This window comes from Actinomadura barringtoniae (assembly GCF_017573505.1).
In the GTDB taxonomy this organism is placed as follows: Bacteria; Actinomycetota; Actinomycetes; order Streptosporangiales; family Streptosporangiaceae; genus Spirillospora; species Spirillospora barringtoniae.
This window is the reverse complement of record NZ_JAGEOJ010000009.1, coordinates 120,765-137,202: the sequence shown is the minus strand read 5'-3', so window position 1 is coordinate 137,202 and position 16,438 is coordinate 120,765. Positions and strand designations below refer to the sequence as shown.

The following is a 16,438-nucleotide window of genomic DNA, read 5'->3' as shown; positions in this document are numbered from 1 at the left end:
TCTTGATTGGCGGACTATCGCCACGGCGAGAACACGTCATCGGAAGGACGGCTGGGAGGGCTCGCCATGCTGGAGGCGTTCGGGGTCGCGGAGATCGACGAGGACGTGTACCGCCTGCTGTTGCGGCACCCGCCGCTCACCCGCGAGGGGCTGGCCGCTCGGTCGGGCCTGCCCGCGGGGGAGCTGGGCACGGTGCTGGCGAGGCTGGAGGACCTGGGGCTGGTCAATCTGCTGCCCGGCCGCCCGGTGCGGCTGGCGGCGGCCCGGCCCGACATGGCCGTCGAGCTGCTGGCGACGCGCTGGCAGGAACGGGTGACCAGCGCGCGGGCGGCGGCTCGCGCGCTGCTGGCCGAGCTGCCCGTCGACCGGCGGCACCGGCCCGAGGACCAGGTGGAGATCCTGTTCGGCCGGGACGCGATCGCCGCGCGCTTCGACCAGCTCCAGCGGGCGGCGGCGACCGAGCTGCTGGTGCTGGACCGGCCACCGTACGCGCAGGAGCCCGCCGAGCCGAACCACGCCGAGCTCGACCTGCTCGCGCGCGGCGTGAAGGTGCGCGGCCTGTACGCGCCCGAGGCGCTGGAGCTTCCGGGCGCGTTCGAGACGTTCGGGCAGATGGTCGCGGCGGGCGAGGAGGCGCGGGTGCACGTCGACCTGCCGCTGAAGCTGGCGATCGCCGACCGGGCGACCGCCATCCTGCCGTTCAGCCGGGACGAGCGGGAAATGGTCGACAGCGCGTTCGTGATCCACACCGGGAACCTGCTCGACGCGCTGGTGCGGCTGTTCGAGCTGCTGTGGGACGTGGCCGTACCGCTGCCGGGCACGCCCGAGCCCGCCGCGACCGCCTCCGAGGACTGGCTCGACCAGCAGCTGCTCACGCTGCTGGCCGCCGGGCTGAAGGACGAGGCGGTCGCGCGGCAGCTGGGGATCAGCGTGCGGACCCTGAACCGGCGGGTCAGCGACCTGATGCAGCGCCTGGGCGCACGGACGCGTTTCCAGGCGGGCCTGAAGGCCGCCGAGCTGTGGGAAGGGGCCGGGGACGCCGGGGATGAGCGCGGCTAGGCGGAGACCTCGCCGACGGCCGCGCGCACGGCGCGCAGCGCCTCGGTCACCTCGGTGGCCTGCTCGGCGGTGAAGCCCGGGAGCCCGAACGACGCCTCGTGCAGGGCGGTGGTCGACTCCTCGGCGAGCTCCAGCCCGGCCGGGGTGATCTCGGCGAGCACCACCCGGCGGTCGTCGGGGGAGGGGTGGCGCTGGACGAGCCCGCGCTGCTCCAGCCGCCCGATCACGTTCGTGACCGAGGCGGGGTGGACCATCAGCCGCTCGCCCATCTTGCCCATCGGCAGTGAGCCGGACCTGGTGAAGGCCAGTAGCCGCAGCGCTTCGTAGGCTGCGAAGGTGAGGCCGAACGGCTTGAGCGCCGCCTCGACCCGGCTGAGCAGCAGCTGCTGGGCCCGCATGACCGAGGTGACGGCGGCCATGTGGTCGGCGTGCTCGGGCCACCGGGCGCTCCACTGGCGGTGCGCCTCGGCGATCGGGTCGAGGGAATTGACTGGGTCGGCCACGAGGAATTATTTTAGCTTCAAAATATTGGAAGTCCAAGGGTGGGGTTCTGATGCATGTCCCGGTGAATCCGGTGCGGTTCGTGACGGCGGCGGCGCTGTTCGACGGTCACGACGCGGCCATCAACATCATGCGGCGGATTCTGCAGTCCCAGGGGGCCGAGGTCGTCCATCTCGGCCACGACCGCTCGGTCCAGGCCGTCGTGGACGCGGTGCTGGAGGAGGACGCCCAGGGCGTGGCGATCAGCTCCTACCAGGGCGGCCACGTGGAGTACTTCGAGTACCTGGCGAAGTCCCTGGCCGAGGCGGGCGCCGGGCACGTGCACGTCTTCGGCGGTGGTGGCGGCGTGATCGTCGCCGAGGAGATCGCCCGGCTGGCGAGCGCCGGGGTGCGGATCTTCTCGCCGGAGGACGGCCAGCGGCTCGGCCTGCCCGGGATGATCAACGAGCTGATCCGCGACTGCGACGTGGACCTGGCCGCCGACCCGGCCCCGGCCGACGCGGTCGTGGCGGGCGAACGGCGCGCCCTGGCCCGCGCGATCACCTGCCTGCAGGCCGGCAAGCTCCCGGACGCCGACCGTACGGCGCTGTCGCAGGCGGCCGGCGAGCGGCGCGTCCCGGTGCTCGGCATCACCGGCACCGGCGGCTCGGGCAAGTCCTCCCTCACCGACGAGCTGGTGCGGCGGCTGCGCGTCGACCAGCAGGACAAGCTGCGCGTCGCGGTGCTGGCGGTCGACCCGACCCGGCGGCGCGGCGGCGGCGCGCTGCTCGGCGACCGCATCCGGATGAACTCCCTGGACGGCGACCACGTCTTCTTCCGCTCGCTGGCCACCCGCGGCGCGCGCGAGCTGCCCGAGGGCATCGAATCGGTCATCGAGTCGTGCAAGGCCGCGGGCTACGACCTGGTCATCCTGGAGACCCCCGGCATCGGCCAGGGCGACGCGGCCGTCGCCGACCTCGTCGACGTCTCGCTGTACGTGATGACGCCCGAGTTCGGCGCCGCCTCCCAGCTCGAGAAGATCGACATGCTGGACTTCGCGGACGTCGTCGCGATCAACAAGTTCGAGCGGCGCGGCGCGGCGGATGCCCTGCGCGACGTGTCTCGGCAGCTGATCCGCAACCGGGAGGCGTTCGGCGCCAGGCCCGAGGACATGCCGGTCTTCGGCACCAGCGCCGCCACGTTCAACGACGACGGCGTCACCGCGCTCTACCAGCACCTGCTCGGCCTGCTCGGCATCGAGCGCGGCGTGTTGCCCGAGGCGACCACCAAGATCTCGACCGGCGCCGCGCAGATCATCCCGCCCGCGCGCGTCCGGTACCTGTCCGACATCGCCGGGACCGTGCGCGGCTACCACGACGAGACCGACGAACAGGCCGGTGCCGTACGGCGCGTTCAGCGGCTGGACGAGGTCCGCGCCGAGCTCACCGAGGCCGGCGAGGTCGAGGGGCTGCTGGAGAAGGCCCGCCGCGACGTCGACCGCGGCAACGCCGAGCTGATCGAGGGCTGGCCCGCCGTCGTGGAGTCCTACTCCGGCGACGAGCAGGTCGTGCGGATCCGCGACAAGGAGATCCACACCAAGCTGACCCGCGAGTCGCTGTCGGGCAGCAAGATCCCGCGCGTCGCGCTGCCGCGCTACACCGACCACGGCGAGCTGCTGAAGTTCCTGCGCCGCGAGAACCTGCCCGGCAAGTTCCCCTTCACCGCGGGCGTGTTCCCGTTCAAGCGCGACAACGAGGACCCGGCGCGCATGTTCGCGGGCGAGGGCGACCCGTTCCGCACCAACCGGCGCTTCAAGCTGCTGTCGGAGGGCCAGCCCGCCACCCGGCTGTCCACCGCGTTCGACTCGGTCACGCTGTACGGCCGCGACCCCGACGAGCGCCCCGACGTCTACGGCAAGGTCGGCACCTCCGGCGTCTCGATCGCCACGCTCGACGACATGAAGGCGCTCTACGACGGGTTCGACCTGTCCTCGCCCACCACGTCGGTGTCGATGACCATCAACGGGCCCGCGCCGACCATCCTGGCGTTCTTCCTCAACACCGCCATCGACCAGGGCCTGGAGGAGTTCCGCGAGGAGAACGGGCGCGAGCCGTCGGAGGAGGAGGCCGCCCTCGTGCGGGCGCGCGTCCTGTCGACCGTGCGCGGCACCGTGCAGGCCGACATCCTCAAGGAGGACCAGGGCCAGAACACCTGCATCTTCTCCACCGAGTTCTCGCTGCGGATGATGGGCGACATCCAGGAGTGGTTCATCGCCAACAAGGTCCGCAACTTCTACTCGGTCTCGATCTCGGGCTACCACATCGCCGAGGCCGGGGCGAACCCCATCAGCCAGCTGGCGTTCACGCTGGCCAACGGGTTCACCTACGTCGAGTCCTACCTGGCGCGCGGCATGGACATCGACGACTTCGCGCCCAACCTGTCGTTCTTCTTCTCCAACGGCATGGACCCCGAGTACAACGTGCTCGGCCGGGTCGCCCGCCGCATCTGGGCGGTGGCGATGCGCGAGCGCTACGGCGCCAACGAGCGCAGCCAGAAACTGAAGTACCACGTGCAGACCTCGGGGCGTTCCCTGCACGCGCAGGAGATGCACTTCAACGACATCCGCACCACGCTGCAGGCGCTCATCGCCATCTACGACAATTGCAACAGCCTGCACACCAACGCCTACGACGAGGCCGTCACCACCCCGACCGCCGAGTCGGTGCGCCGCGCCCTGGCCATCCAGCTCATCATCAACCGCGAGTGGGGCCTGGCGATGAACGAGAACCCGCTCCAGGGCTCGTTCATCATCGACGAGCTCACCGACCTGGTCGAGGAGGCCGTGCTCACCGAGTTCGACCGGATCAGCGAGCGCGGGGGAGTGCTGGGCGCGATGGAGACCGGCTACCAGCGCGGCCGGATCCAGGACGAGTCGATGCTGTACGAGCAGCGCAAGCACGACGGCTCGCTGCCCATCATCGGCGTCAACACCTTCCGGAACCCGAACGGTGACGAGGAGTCCGGGCACACCATCGAGCTGGCCCGCGCGACCGAGGACGAGAAGCGTTCGCAGCTCGATCGCGTTCGCGGCTACCAGCAGGACCACCGCGAGGACGCCGAGGCGGCGCTCGCGGCGCTCAAGGAGGTCGCCAGGACCGACGGGAACGTGTTCGGGGTCCTGATGGACGCCGCCCGGGTGTGCAGCCTCCAGCAGATCACCGACGCGTTCTTCGAGGTCGGCGGCCAGTACCGGCGGAACGTGTGACCTCGCCGGTCCGGCGCGTCGTCTCGCTGGTCCCGTCGCTGACCGAGACCGTCGCGGCGACCGCGCCGGACCTGCTGGTCGGCGCGACCGACTGGTGCACCCACCCGGCGGGCCTGGACGTCGTCCGGGTGCGGGGCACCAAGAACCCCGACGTCGAGAAGATCGTCGAGCTGCGGCCCGACGTCGTGCTCGGCAACACCGAGGAGAACCGCGCGGCCGACGTCGAGGCCCTGCGCGCGGCGGGCGTGCGGGTCTGGATGACCGAGATCCGCACGGTCGACGAGGCTCTGGTGTCGTTGCGCCGCATGCTCACCGAGGCCTGCGGCGTGGCGGCGCCCGCCTGGCTGGACGAGGCCGAACGCACGTGGGCCGCTGCCGCTTCCAGCGAGCGCAGGACGGCCGTCATCCCGATCTGGCGGCGGCCGTGGATGGTCGTCGGCCGCGACACCTTCACCGGCGACGTGCTGTCGCGGCTCGGCGTCGACAACCTCTACTCGGGCAGTCCCGAGCGCTACCCGAAGGTCCCGATCGACGAGCTGAACGGCGCCCGGCCCGATCTGGTCGTGCTGCCCGACGAGCCGTACCGCTTCACCGCCGAGGACGGGCCCGAGAGCTTCCCCGGCATCGACGCCGCGCTGGTCGACGGCCGCTACCTGACCTGGTACGGCCCGTCGATGGTGGAGGCCCCGGCCGTGCTGGCCGGGCAGCTGACCGCCACGATCCGGACAGAACGCCCGCGCAGGACGTGAGAAGGTTGGGAAAGCGGCTCGCCGGGGCAACACTGTGTACATGATCGATCTCGTACGGCGCTGGGCAGGGCGGTGGACGACGCTCGTTCCGGCGGTGGCGATCGTGGTCCTCGCGCTGACCTGGGGGCGCTCGCTGGCACCCCTGGTGGTGACCATCGTCGCGCTGCTGCTCGCGGGCGCCGTGCTGGCCGCCGTCCACCACGCCGAGGTGGTGGCGCACCGGGTCGGCGAGCCGTTCGGCTCGCTGGTGCTGGCCGTCGCGGTCACGGTGATCGAGGTCGCGCTGATCGTGAGCATGATGGTGTCCTCGTCAGGCGACAAGTCCGCGACGCTGGCCCGCGACACCGTCTTCGCCGCCGTCATGATCACGTGCAACGGGATCGTCGGCCTCACGCTGCTGGTGAGCGCGCTGCGCCACCGGGTGGCGGTCTTCAACGCCGAGGGCACCGGTGGCGCGCTGGCCAACGTCGCGACCCTGGCCACCCTGTGCCTGGTGCTGCCGACCTTCACGACCAGCCGCCCGGGCCCGGCCTTCTCCCCGGCCCAGCTGGCCTTCGCCGCCGTGGCGTCCCTGGTGCTGTACGGCCTGTTCGTGCTGACCCAGACGGTCCGGCACCGCGACTACTTCCTGCCGGTGACCACCGAGGGCGAGATCGTCGACGAGGACAGCCACGCCGAGCGGCCGACCATGCGCACGACGATGATCAGCCTCGGCCTGCTGCTGGTCGCGCTGGTCAGCGTGGTGGGATTGGCCAAGGTCGAGTCGCCGGTGATCGAACGCGGCGTCGCCGCCGCCGGCCTGCCGCAGGCCGTGGTCGGCGTCGTGATCGCCCTGCTGGTGCTGCTGCCCGAGACCCTCGCGGCCGTGCACGCCGCCGCGCGCGACCGGGTGCAGACCAGCCTGAACCTGGCGCTCGGGTCGGCGATGGCCAGCATCGGGCTGACCATCCCGACCATCGCGCTCGCCTCGATCTGGCTGAGCGGCCCGCTGGTGCTCGGCCTCGGCTCGACCCACATGGTGCTGCTGGCCCTCACCGTCGGCGTCTCCACGCTGACCGTGGTGCCCGGCCGCGCCACCCTGCTCCAGAGCGGCGTGCACCTCAGCATCTTCGCCGCGTTCCTGTTCCTGGCGATCAGCCCCTGAGCCGGAGCCCGGTCAGGCGCGCGGGCCGCCCGCGACGTAGATGACCTGGCCGGTGACGAACGAGGCGTCGTCGCTGACCAGGAACGCCACCGTTCCGGCGATGTCCTCGGGGACGCCCACCCGGCGCACCGGGATCTCCTTGGCGGCGGCCGCCTTGAAGTCCTCGAAGTCCACGCCCATGCGGGCCGCGGTCGCCGCCGTCATCTCGGTGGCGATGAACCCGGGCGCGATGGCGTTGGCGGTCACCCCGTACCGCCCGAGCTCGATCGCCAGGGTCTTGGTGAAGCCCTGCAGGCCCGCCTTGGCCGCCGAGTAGTTGACCTGGCCGCGGTTGCCCAGCGCCGACACCGACGACAGGTTGACGATGCGGCCCCAGCCCTGCTGTGTCATGTGCGCCTGCGCGGCGCGGCTCATGAGGAACGCGCCGCGCAGGTGGACCGACATGACCGAGTCCCAGTCGTCGTCGGACATCTTGAAGAGCAGGTTGTCGCGGATGATGCCGGCGTTGTTGACCAGCACCACCGGCGGGCCCAGTTCGGCGGCGACCCGTGCCACCGCCGCCTCCACCAGGGCCGCGTCGGCCACGTCCACGCCGACGGCCAGCGCGCGGCCGCCGTTCTTCTCGATGGCCTGGACGGTCGCCCCGCAGGAGGCCTCGTCGAGGTCGCACACGGCGACCGCGAACCCCTCCCGCGCGAGCCGTACGGCCGTGGCGGCGCCGATGCCGCGCGCCGCTCCGGTGACGATGGCGACCCTGGTCTCGGTCATGTCCGTTCCTTCCGGGGATGTCGGATGGGGTTCGGGGCGGGGCTCAGACGCCGATCTGCTTGGCGATGATGGTCTTCAGGACCTCGCTGGTGCCGCCGTAGATGCGGGTGACGCGGGCGTCGGTGTACAGGCGGGCGATCGGGTACTCCAGGATGTAGCCGTAGCCGCCGTGCAGTTGCAGGCACTTGTCCACGACGCGGGCCTGCACCTCGGTCGCGAACAGCTTGACCTTGGCGGCGTCGGCGGGCGTGAGCTCGCCCAGGTCGTGCGCGTCCATGGCGCGGTCGACGAAGGAACGGGCCGCCTCGACCTCGGTCTCGCACTCGGCGAGCACGAACTTGGTGTTCTGGAACGAGGACACCGGCTTGCCGAAGACCTGGCGGTCCTTGACGTACTGGACGGCGAAGCCGACGGCGGCGGCCGCGGAGGCGTAGGACTGGACCGCGATGGCCAGGCGCTCCTCGGCCAGGTTGTGGGTCAGGTAGTCGAAGCCCCTGCCCTCCTCGCCGAGCAGGTTCTCCACCGGCACGCGGACGTCGGTGAACGACAGCTCGGCGGTGTCGGAGGTGCGCAGGCCGATCTTCTGCAGCTTGCGGCCGACCTCGTAGCCGTCGCTCTTGGTGTCCACGCACAGGATCGACAGGCCCGCGCGGCGGTTCTCGGCCGTGGCGGGGGAGGTGCGGGCGACGACCAGCACCATGTCGGCGAGCACGCCGCCGGTGATGAACGTCTTGGCGCCGTTCAGCACGTAGTGGTCGCCGTCGAGCCTGGCCGTGGTGGTCATGCCCGCCAGGTCAGAGCCGGTGCCGGGCTCGGTCATCGCGATGGCGGTCATCATGTCGCCGGAGATGAAGTCGGGCAGCCAGCGCTTCTTCTGCTCCTCCGATCCGTAGGCGAGCAGGTAGGGCAGCACGAGGTTGACGTGCACGGTCGTCGCGCCGAAGTTCACGCCCTGCTTGGCGCACTCCTCGGAGATGACGGCGGCGTACTTGAAGCTGGTCTCGCCGGCGCCGCCGTACTCCTCGGGCACCGTGATGCCGAAGACGCCCAGCTCGCCGAGCTTGTTGTAGAAGTCCCGGGGCGGGTGACCCGCCTCTTCCCACTCGGGGAACTGCGGCACCACCTCGGCCGCGACGAAGTCCCGGATGGTCTCCCGGAACGCCTCATGGTCCTCATTGAACACGGTACGGCGCACGGCCCCGCTCCCTCTCTCGACGACTCCCCATCATTCTCGAATCCGATTCTAGATTTCCAGTCCGGGTGCCACGAACCTCACCCCTCTTCTTGGCGCAGCGCCAATAAGCGTCTAGTGTCGTGGGTCACAGGAATAAGGAGCTGCCGCTCACGCCCGGGCACGTCAACTACTGGGACTCCACCTGGGCCATCACCTCGATCAGCCAGGCGCAGTTCTGAAGCCGCGACTTCGCCACCTACGGCGACGGCACGGTCAAGGACAACCTCTCCACGATCATCTCCGACTGGAACAGCCCGGGGATGTTCAGCAAGAAGACCGCCAGGCAGTCCACCCCTGGGTGCGGACCGCGCTGTACGTGTCGACGATGGAGACCGCCAACGAGGGCGGGCGCCAGGCCGCCAACGCGCTGCTGGACGCCTCCGGCCACACGGCCCAGAAGGCGACCATCGAGGGCCTGTGGTCGCCGCCCGCGTTCGACGACGCCAAGCGGCTCGACCGCGACCGCTACCGCATGGGCCTGCCGCACGTCCTGGACACCGAATGGCCGATGAAGCCCTGACCTGACCTGCCCTGCTCAACCTGCTCCGTCAGCAGTTGGGCGCGCACACCCGGCGCGACACGGCCTGCAGGAAGAACTTCTGCACCTCGGCGGGGGTGTTGGCGACCATCGTGTCCCCGTGAGTCGCGTCGGCGATCTGCCGCAGCTCGGAGACGTCGACGCCCTTGCCGTAGCCGAACATGAAGACCATCACCGGGCGGTCCGGGTCGTACTCGCGGCGCAGCGCCGCCAGCGTCGCCTCCAGGCTCGGCCCGCCCGGGTCGTCGTTCTTGCCGTCGGTCCACAGTAGGATCGAGTTGACGAACTCGGGCTTGTAGGACCGCTTCATCTCCCTGAAGGCGGCCAGGATCGTGTCGTACAGACCCGTGTCGCCGTGCGGCTTCGGGCGCATCTGCGCGAACGCGGTCAGCACGAGCTGGCGCCGGGTGGCCGAGCCGAGCCGTTCGCCGAGCGGCCCGACGCTGACCAGCTGGCGCCAGTCCTGGTCGCCCTGGAGCTTGGTCGAGAAGATCCACTGGCCGAGCTCGGTGTCGTCGGGCAGCAGCGACAGCCCGCCCTGCGCCGTGCGGATGGTCGACTGCAGCCGGGTGGTGCCGGGCGCGACCGTGTCCTGCATGGAAGCCGACACGTCGATGATGCTGAGCATGCGGATGCTCAGCGACAGCCGGGCCCACGCCTGGAGGGTCTGCTGCACCTGCGCGGGCGTCGGCAGGGGAAGCGCGCGGGGGAGCTTGGAGGTGACCCCGGTCGCGCTGCCGAACGCGGCGGGGGCGTTGCCCTCGGGCGAACGGAAGCCGAGCCGCCGGACGTCGTCCTGGGTCGCCTTGTCGGTCATCGCCGTCTCGAACAGGCCGCTCGCGCCGGCCTTGTCGCCGTTCAACCCCACCCGCAGGTAGGGGTGGTCGAGCATGAACGTGCCCTCGGACGGATAGAGCGCGATCGCGGGCTCGGCCGGGCCGCGCGCGTTGTAGGCGTACACCGCCTGCTCAGGGGCGAGCGCGATCGGGTAGCGGCCCTGCCTGTCCTTCCTGAACGAGGTGAACTCGGCCTGGACCGAAGGCGTGATGCCCTCCCGTACGGTCCGCACGAGCCCGGTGAAGGTCGTCTGCCCCGCGCCGTCGCCGCCCAGCAGCTGGTCGGCCAGCAGCAGGGTGCCCATGCCGACCGCCGAACGGTTGGGGTCGGGCACCTGCAGCCTGAGCTGCCCCGCCGGGATGGGGCTCTGGTCGTCCGTCCCGGCCTCCTCGGTCGGGCTGGCCGCCTTGAGCAGAGCGCTCCACGACGGCGCCGTGCCCTGGGCCTGCAGGTGCGCGGCCAGCGTGCGCGGAACGGCCACGACGAGCGGGCTGGTGGCCAGCGACCCGCGCCGCACGAGATGTGCGCCACTGGCGCCGCCCTTGGCGTCCGACTCGGCCGGACCGATCCACAGCGAGGAATCCGGAATCCAAATATCCGGCCGCCGGGTCACGCCGGCGACGCCGCGTCCCGACAGCAGCGTCGAGACCGCCGCCGGATCGGTCGCCGTGACCACGGCGCGCACGCACTTGCCGCCGCTCTTGCGCCGGGCGCCGTTCAGGCGTTCCGCCGCCTTGGTGACCGCGGGCGCGACGTCGGGTGCCGCGGACACGTTCAGCGTGATCGAGCCGTCGCCACCGCAGCCGCCACGTCCGGCGAAGGTGTAGATGCCGAGGCCCACCAGGACCGTCAGGGCGACGGCGGCCGCCATCGGGCCGAGCAGGATCGTCCGCCGCCGGCCGCGCGGGGGAGAGGGCGGCCTGGTACCGCCGCTGTGCCTGCCGCCGCCGTGGCCCCCGTGACCTCCGTGCGCCGCGTGGGACCCGTGCCCGGGGTGGGTGCCGTGACCAGGGTTGGTCACGCGTCCGGGGTGGCTCCCGTGGCCGGGGCCGGTTCCGTGCGCCGGGTTGGTTCCGTGCGTGGGGTTGGTTCCGGGGCCGGGGCGGGGGCCGGGCCAGGAGCCCGGCACCGGCGGGGGAGGAGCGCCCGGGCCCGCGGCGGAATCGGGCCGGGAGGGGCGTGGCGGGCGGCCGCCACCGGCGTCGGAGGCGCCCATGAACATGCGGGGGGTGCTCGGGCCGCCGGAGTCCGCCGGACGCTCGGGCACCCACTCCGGCACGTCGCTGTGGTCGCTCATCGCCGATCTCCGTTCCGGCTCGCGGGATCACATGTGGCGGACGAGTGAGACAGACGCTCGGTCTGTCTCAGGGCGCATGTGTGATGCTCGTCTCACTCCCCGCGGGCGTCAAGCGGAATGCTCCAATTGTGAGAGTTGCCTGACTCGCGTGTCGTGACGGCGCGTTCTCGATTTCGGTCCATGGCCGGACGAGGCCACCTCAGAGCCTTGTCAACACCCGTACGGGATGAAGGGGCTGGCCCGTTCAACGCGGCCGCGCCGGCATGGGCGGCGTCAGCGGCGAGCGGGCGTCCGGCGGCAGGTGGCCCGGCATCAAGCCTGAAGGTGACCTGGAGAGCGCCTGAACGCGACTGTGGGGCTTGCGGAGACCTCGGGCGGATCCGGATGGCCGGGGGCGGCCACGCGCCCGGCAGGGAGTCGCTCAGAGGGGGAGGGAAAAGTCCCGGAAATTGAAAGCGACGCCGGGTGGATACGGGGGCAATCCACCCGGCGTCGCATCATCGGTGTTCCGACGGGGGCCCGGAACACCGGCACGGGCGCTCCGACGGGGGACCAGAGCGCCGGTACAAATCGTACACCGAAACCCCCTGCGGTTAGTCAAGAGAAAGTCACGACCCGATTTCTGGACCCTGTCCGGAAATCTGCTTGTGGTGCGGGCTAACCGGGTCGCCGTACCGTGCGGTGGGCGTGGGCTCGCGACCTCCGTTGGCGAAGATCACGCTGATGTAGGGGAGGAACAGGGCTCCCACGACCATCAGCCCGACGATCCACAGCGGGGCCCCGGCCATCGCGGTGATGACCGAGCCGATGAAGCAGACCGTACGGATCCCCATGGAGATCAGATAGCGCCGCTGCCGGTAGCCGATGTCCTCCGACATGGGACGCGGTGCGTTGGTGACCGTGTAGACCTCGGCCTGCCTGCGGGGATTGACCTTCACACTTCCACGGTAAGCCCATGGGGGCTGACTGGCGACACCAGGGAGGGCATGATGTCCGATCGCACCTACCGCGTGACCGAGATCGTCGGGACCTCGCCCGACTCGATCGAGCAGGCCGTACGGAACGGGGTCAGGCGAGCCTCGCAGACCCTGCGGCATCTGGACTGGTTCGAGCTGACCGAGGTGCGGGGCCAGATCGAGGACGGCGAGGTGGCCCACTTTCAGGTGGGCATGAAGGTCGGCTTCCGGCTGGAAGACGCCTAGGGCGCGCAGGCAGGCGCCTGAGCGCCCGCTGAGACGCACGCTGAGGGGCGAGACCGTCCGGTCTCGCCCCTCAGGCGGCTTCGCCGCTCCCGTCGCGTCAGGAGGCCTGTGAGACCGTCGACATGTTGAAGTCGGCCACCCGTACGGGCGGCATCGCCGAGCGGGTGAAGTAGTCCGACCACTCGCGCGGCAGCGTCGGCCCGGTCGCGCCGACCTCGGTCAGCCGCGACAGCAGGTCGACCGGGCTCTCGTTGAACCGGAAGTTGTTGACCTCGCCGACGACCTCGCCGTTCTCGACGAGGTAGACGCCGTCGCGGGTGAGGCCGGTGAGCAGCAGGCTCTGCGGGTCGACCTCGCGGATGTACCACAGGCATGTGAGCAGCAGCCCGCGCTCGGTACGGGACACCATGTCCTCCAGCGACGCGCCGCCCTGCGGACCGGTGAGGCTCAGGTGGTCGATGGCGGGCGTGAGCGGCAGCCCGGTGCGCTCGGCGGACCGGCGCGTCTGCGTGAGCGCCCTGAGCGTGCCGTCGGCGATCCAGTCGGTGGCCTCCAGGCCCAGCCCGTTGTCGAACACCGACGAGTCGCGGCTGGAGGCGTGCGCGACGACGAACGGCGCGCTCTCCATGCCCGCCGCGCGCGGGTCGCTGGACAGCGTCACCGGCAGGCTCGCCAGCTTCTCGCCGACCCGGGTGCCGCCGCCGGGCGCGCTGAACACCGTGCGGCCGTCCTGGGCGTCCTGCGCCCCGGCCGACCAGTACAGGTAGATCATCAGGTCCGCGACCGCGCTCGGCGGCAGGATCGTCTCGTAGCGGCCCGCGGGCAGGTCCACCCGGCGGGCGCCCCAGTCCAGCCGGCGCGCCAGGTCGCCGGTGAGGCCCGGCACGTCCACGTCGGTGAAGTCCTGGGTGCCGACGCCCGCCCAGGCCGAGCTGCCGCCGCCCTTGGCGTTCAGCTCCAGCAGCCCGGTCGGCTGGTCGTGCCGCAGCCGCAGCCCGGTCGAGGAGCCCAGGAAGGTCGAGGTCAGCTGGTGGTTGGCGAACCCGTACAGCTTGCGGCCGACGGACTCGGCCTGCGCGAACGCCTCGCCCAGCGCGGGGGAGAAGTCGGCGAAGACCCCGATCCCGGTCGTGGCGGGCTCGTCCTCCCAGCCGTCCGAGCGGGTCCCGGTGATCAGCGGGGACGCGTCGTCGGCCGGGGCGTTGCCCGCGGCGTCCTTCTCGGCCGCGCGCACCAGGTCCTCGATGTCGTCGGCGCCGACGGCGGCCCGCGAGACCACCCCGGTCGCGATGCCGTCGCCGGTGTCGTGCAGCGCGATGACCGTCAGCCGGCTGGACCGGGTGACGCCGTTGGTGGTGAGCGTGTTGCCCGCCCAGCGCAGGTTGGCCGTGCTGGACTCGTCGGCGAGGACGATGCAGTCGCCCGTGCGCGACAGCTCCAGGGCCCGCTCCACGGCCTCCTGGGGCCGCATGGTCTCCCGGGTCACGAGCCGGCCTCCTTGAGGGCGTTGAGGATGTTGACCCCGCGGAACAGCGCCGACGGGCAGCCGTGGCTGACCGGGGCGACCTGGCCGGGCTGGCCCTTGCCGCAGTTGAACGCGCCGCCGAGCACGTAGGTCTGCGGGCCGCCGACGGCCTCCATGGAGTTCCAGAAGTCGGTGGTGGTGGCCTGGTAGGCCACGTCGCGGAGCTGGCCGGCCAGCCGGCCGTTCTCGATCTTGTAGAAGCGCTGGCCGGTGAACTGGAAGTTGTAGCGCTGCATGTCGATCGACCAGCTCTTGTCGCCGACGATGTAGATGCCCCGTTCGACCCGCGAGATCAGCTCGTCGGTCGAGGGGCCGTCCGGCGCGGCCTGCAGCGAGACGTTCGCCATCCGCTGCAGCGGCATGCTGGAGGAGGCGTCGGCGAACGCGCAGCCGTTGGAGCGCTCGGCCCCTGTCAGCCGGGCGATGCGCCGGTCCAGCTGGTAGCCGACGAACAGGCCGTCCTTGACGATGTCGAACGACTGCCCCTCGACGCCCTCGTCGTCGTACCCGATCGTGGACAGGCCGTGGTCGGCGGTGCGGTCGCCGACGATGTTCATCACCGGCGAGCCGTACTGCAGCTTGCCGAGCTTGTCCGGCGTGGCGAACGAGGTGCCCGCGTAGGCGGCCTCGTAGCCGAGCGCGCGGTCCAGCTCGGTCGCGTGGCCGATCGACTCGTGGATGGTGAGCCACAGGTTGGACGGGTCCACGACCACGTCGTAGGTGCCCGCCTCCACCGACGGCGCGGCCAGCTTCTCGGCCAGCAGCTCGGGGATGCGGGCCAGCTCGCCGTCCCAGTCCCAGTGGGAGCCGGTCAGCCACTCCCAGCCGTACCCGGCGGGCGGCGCCAGCGTGCGCATGGTGTCGAACAGGCCCTCGGTGATGCCCACGGCGTTCACGACCGGGTGCAGCCGGACCCGCTGCTGGGTGGTGACCGTGCCGGCCAGGTCGGCGAAGAACTTGTTCTCCTTGACCTGCAGCAGCGTGGCGTCGACGTGGTCGACCCGGTCGTCGGCCAGCAGCCGGTTGCTCCAGTCGGTGAGCAGCGCGACCTTGTCGGCCGTCGGCACCGAGAACGGGTCGATCTCGTACGCCGAGATCCAGGTCCGCTCGCCGTGCACCGGCTCGGGCGCCAGCTCGATGGGCTCGCGGTTGACCGGCTTGGCCACCGCGGCCACCTCGACGGCCTGCTCGGCCAGCCGGGCGGCCCCGGCCGGGGTCAGGTCGATGCCTGCGGCGAAGCCCCAGGTTCCGTCCTTGACGACCCGGACCGACATGCCCAGGTCGTCGGCGTCCAGTGCGGTCTCGAGGGAGGCGTCCTGCAGCCTGAGGGTCTGGCTGCGGATGCGCTCCAGCCGGAAGTCGGCGTGCTCGGCGCCCAGCTCGCGAGCCCGGCTGAGAGCCGCGTCGGCGAGGGTGCGCAGCGGTAGCGCCGCGAAGGCGGGATCGATTTCATGCACCTACGGCAACCTACCCCGTCGGCCCGCTATCGGGCCGGAACAAAGCCGGTGGACAGGATCTTGTCGGGAAGCCACATTCGGCTTCCAGCCGAGGACCGCTACGCTCGGTCGCTGTTGTGACGTAGCTGACAAAGCCCGCCGGCGAACCTGCCGCGGACCGACAACTGAGAGGTACGACATGAGTCGCTCGGTCCTGGTGACCGGTGGAAACCGGGGCATCGGCCTGGCCATCGCCCGCGAGCTCGCCGCGGCCGGGGACGCCGTCGCGGTCACCTACCGCTCCGGCGAGCCGCCCGAGGGGCTGTTCGGCGTGAAGTGCGACGTCACCAGCAGCGAGGACGTGGACGCCGCGTTCGCCAAGGTCGAGGCCGAGCAGGGGCCGGTCGAGGTCGTGATCGCCAACGCCGGGATCACCAAGGACACGCTGCTGGCGATCATGAGCGAGGAGTCGTTCACCTCCGTGCTCGACACCAACCTGACCGGTGCCTTCCGCGTCGCCAAGCGCGGCGTGAAGGGCATGATGCGCAAGCGCACCGGGCGGATCGTGCTGGTCTCCTCCGTCGTCGGGCTGCTCGGCTCGCCCGGCCAGGCCAACTACGCCGCCTCCAAGGCGGGCATGGTCGGCTTCGCGCGCTCCCTGGCGCGCGAGCTCGGCTCCCGCAACATCACCGTCAACGTGGTCTCCCCGGGCTTCGTGGAGACGGACATGACCGACGCGCTGACCGACGAGCAGAAGGCCGGCATCACGGCCGCGATCCCGCTCGGCCGGATCGCCAGGCCGGAAGAGGTCGCCAAGGCCGTCCGGTTCGTCGCCAGCGAAGACGCCGCCTACATCACCGGGGCCGTGATCCCGGTCGACGGCGGCCTGGGAATGGGGCACTGA

14 protein-coding genes are annotated in these 16,438 nt (G+C 71.2%); 7 read left to right on the top strand and 7 right to left on the bottom strand.

Annotated elements, in window-relative coordinates:
* Nucleotides 1-66: 66 nt before the first annotated feature.
* Entirely contained in the window at nt 67-1,059 is a 993-nt protein-coding gene (locus J4573_RS22575; RefSeq protein WP_208257791.1) for a helix-turn-helix transcriptional regulator, read from the top strand.
* Here J4573_RS22575 and J4573_RS22570 read toward each other — a convergent pair.
* Nucleotides 1,056-1,562: a MarR family winged helix-turn-helix transcriptional regulator gene (locus J4573_RS22570; RefSeq protein ID WP_208257790.1), complete on the bottom strand. Its 507-nt coding sequence runs from the start codon at nt 1,560-1,562 to the stop codon at nt 1,056-1,058. The two genes, J4573_RS22575 and J4573_RS22570, sit on opposite strands and share 4 nt — an antisense overlap.
* 50 nt (nt 1,563-1,612) lie before the next feature.
* Between J4573_RS22570 and icmF the strand changes: the two genes are divergently transcribed.
* Genes icmF through J4573_RS22555 form a run of 3 tightly spaced genes read left to right on the top strand, consistent with a single transcriptional unit; the run spans nt 1,613 to nt 6,697 of the window.
* Nucleotides 1,613-4,804, top strand: a complete 3,192-nt coding sequence (icmF, locus tag J4573_RS22565; protein WP_208257789.1) for a fused isobutyryl-CoA mutase/GTPase IcmF — start codon at nt 1,613-1,615, stop codon at nt 4,802-4,804.
* Nucleotides 4,801-5,553, top strand: coding sequence for a helical backbone metal receptor (locus J4573_RS22560; protein WP_208257788.1), 753 nt, complete (start codon nt 4,801-4,803; stop codon nt 5,551-5,553). The genes icmF and J4573_RS22560 overlap by 4 nt, the downstream gene beginning before the upstream one ends.
* Nucleotides 5,554-5,593: 40 nt before the next feature.
* Nucleotides 5,594-6,697 (top strand): calcium:cation antiporter, encoded by a 1,104-nt coding sequence (locus J4573_RS22555; protein ID WP_208257787.1) that lies wholly within the window; start codon nt 5,594-5,596, stop codon nt 6,695-6,697.
* A gap of 12 nt (nt 6,698-6,709) precedes the next feature.
* Here the strand turns inward: J4573_RS22555 and fabG are convergent, their stop codons facing one another.
* Together fabG and J4573_RS22545 are read right to left on the bottom strand one after the other, a co-directional pair.
* Nucleotides 6,710-7,465 (bottom strand): 3-oxoacyl-ACP reductase FabG, encoded by a 756-nt coding sequence (gene fabG, locus J4573_RS22550; RefSeq protein ID WP_208257786.1) that lies wholly within the window; start codon nt 7,463-7,465, stop codon nt 6,710-6,712.
* A gap of 43 nt (nt 7,466-7,508) precedes the next feature.
* A complete protein-coding gene (locus J4573_RS22545) occupies nt 7,509-8,660 on the bottom strand; it encodes an acyl-CoA dehydrogenase family protein (RefSeq protein WP_208257785.1) in 1,152 nt (383 codons plus the stop codon).
* Nucleotides 8,661-8,997: 337 nt separating this feature from the next.
* On the opposite strand from J4573_RS22545, the gene J4573_RS22540 reads away from it, so the two are divergent.
* A complete protein-coding gene (locus tag J4573_RS22540; RefSeq protein ID WP_208257784.1) occupies nt 8,998-9,219 on the top strand; it encodes a hypothetical protein in 222 nt (73 codons plus the stop codon).
* A 28-nt stretch (nt 9,220-9,247) separates the two neighbouring features.
* Here the strand turns inward: J4573_RS22540 and J4573_RS22535 are convergent, their stop codons facing one another.
* A complete protein-coding gene (locus J4573_RS22535) occupies nt 9,248-11,371 on the bottom strand; it encodes a VWA domain-containing protein (protein ID WP_208257783.1) in 2,124 nt (707 codons plus the stop codon).
* A 608-nt stretch (nt 11,372-11,979) separates the two neighbouring features.
* The gene (locus J4573_RS55450) at nt 11,980-12,309 is read right to left on the bottom strand and encodes a DUF3099 domain-containing protein (RefSeq protein WP_208258099.1); all 330 of its coding nucleotides are present in this window, start codon (nt 12,307-12,309) and stop codon (nt 11,980-11,982) included.
* Between the two features lie 51 nt (nt 12,310-12,360).
* Here J4573_RS55450 and J4573_RS22525 point away from each other — a divergent pair, with 51 nt between their 5' ends.
* Nucleotides 12,361-12,573 (top strand): dodecin, encoded by a 213-nt coding sequence (locus tag J4573_RS22525; RefSeq protein WP_208257782.1) that lies wholly within the window; start codon nt 12,361-12,363, stop codon nt 12,571-12,573.
* A gap of 97 nt (nt 12,574-12,670) precedes the next feature.
* Here J4573_RS22525 and J4573_RS22520 read toward each other — a convergent pair whose 3' ends face one another.
* Complete coding sequence (locus J4573_RS22520; protein WP_208258062.1) at nt 12,671-14,044, bottom strand: metallopeptidase TldD-related protein; 1,374 nt, start codon at nt 14,042-14,044, stop codon at nt 12,671-12,673.
* Nucleotides 14,045-14,055: 11 nt separating this feature from the next.
* Nucleotides 14,056-15,555, bottom strand: a complete 1,500-nt coding sequence (locus J4573_RS22515) for a TldD/PmbA family protein (protein WP_208257781.1) — start codon at nt 15,553-15,555, stop codon at nt 14,056-14,058.
* Nucleotides 15,556-15,733: 178 nt separating this feature from the next.
* Between J4573_RS22515 and J4573_RS22510 the strand changes: the two genes are divergently transcribed.
* Nucleotides 15,734-16,438, top strand: a complete 705-nt coding sequence (locus tag J4573_RS22510; protein ID WP_208257780.1) for a beta-ketoacyl-ACP reductase — start codon at nt 15,734-15,736, stop codon at nt 16,436-16,438.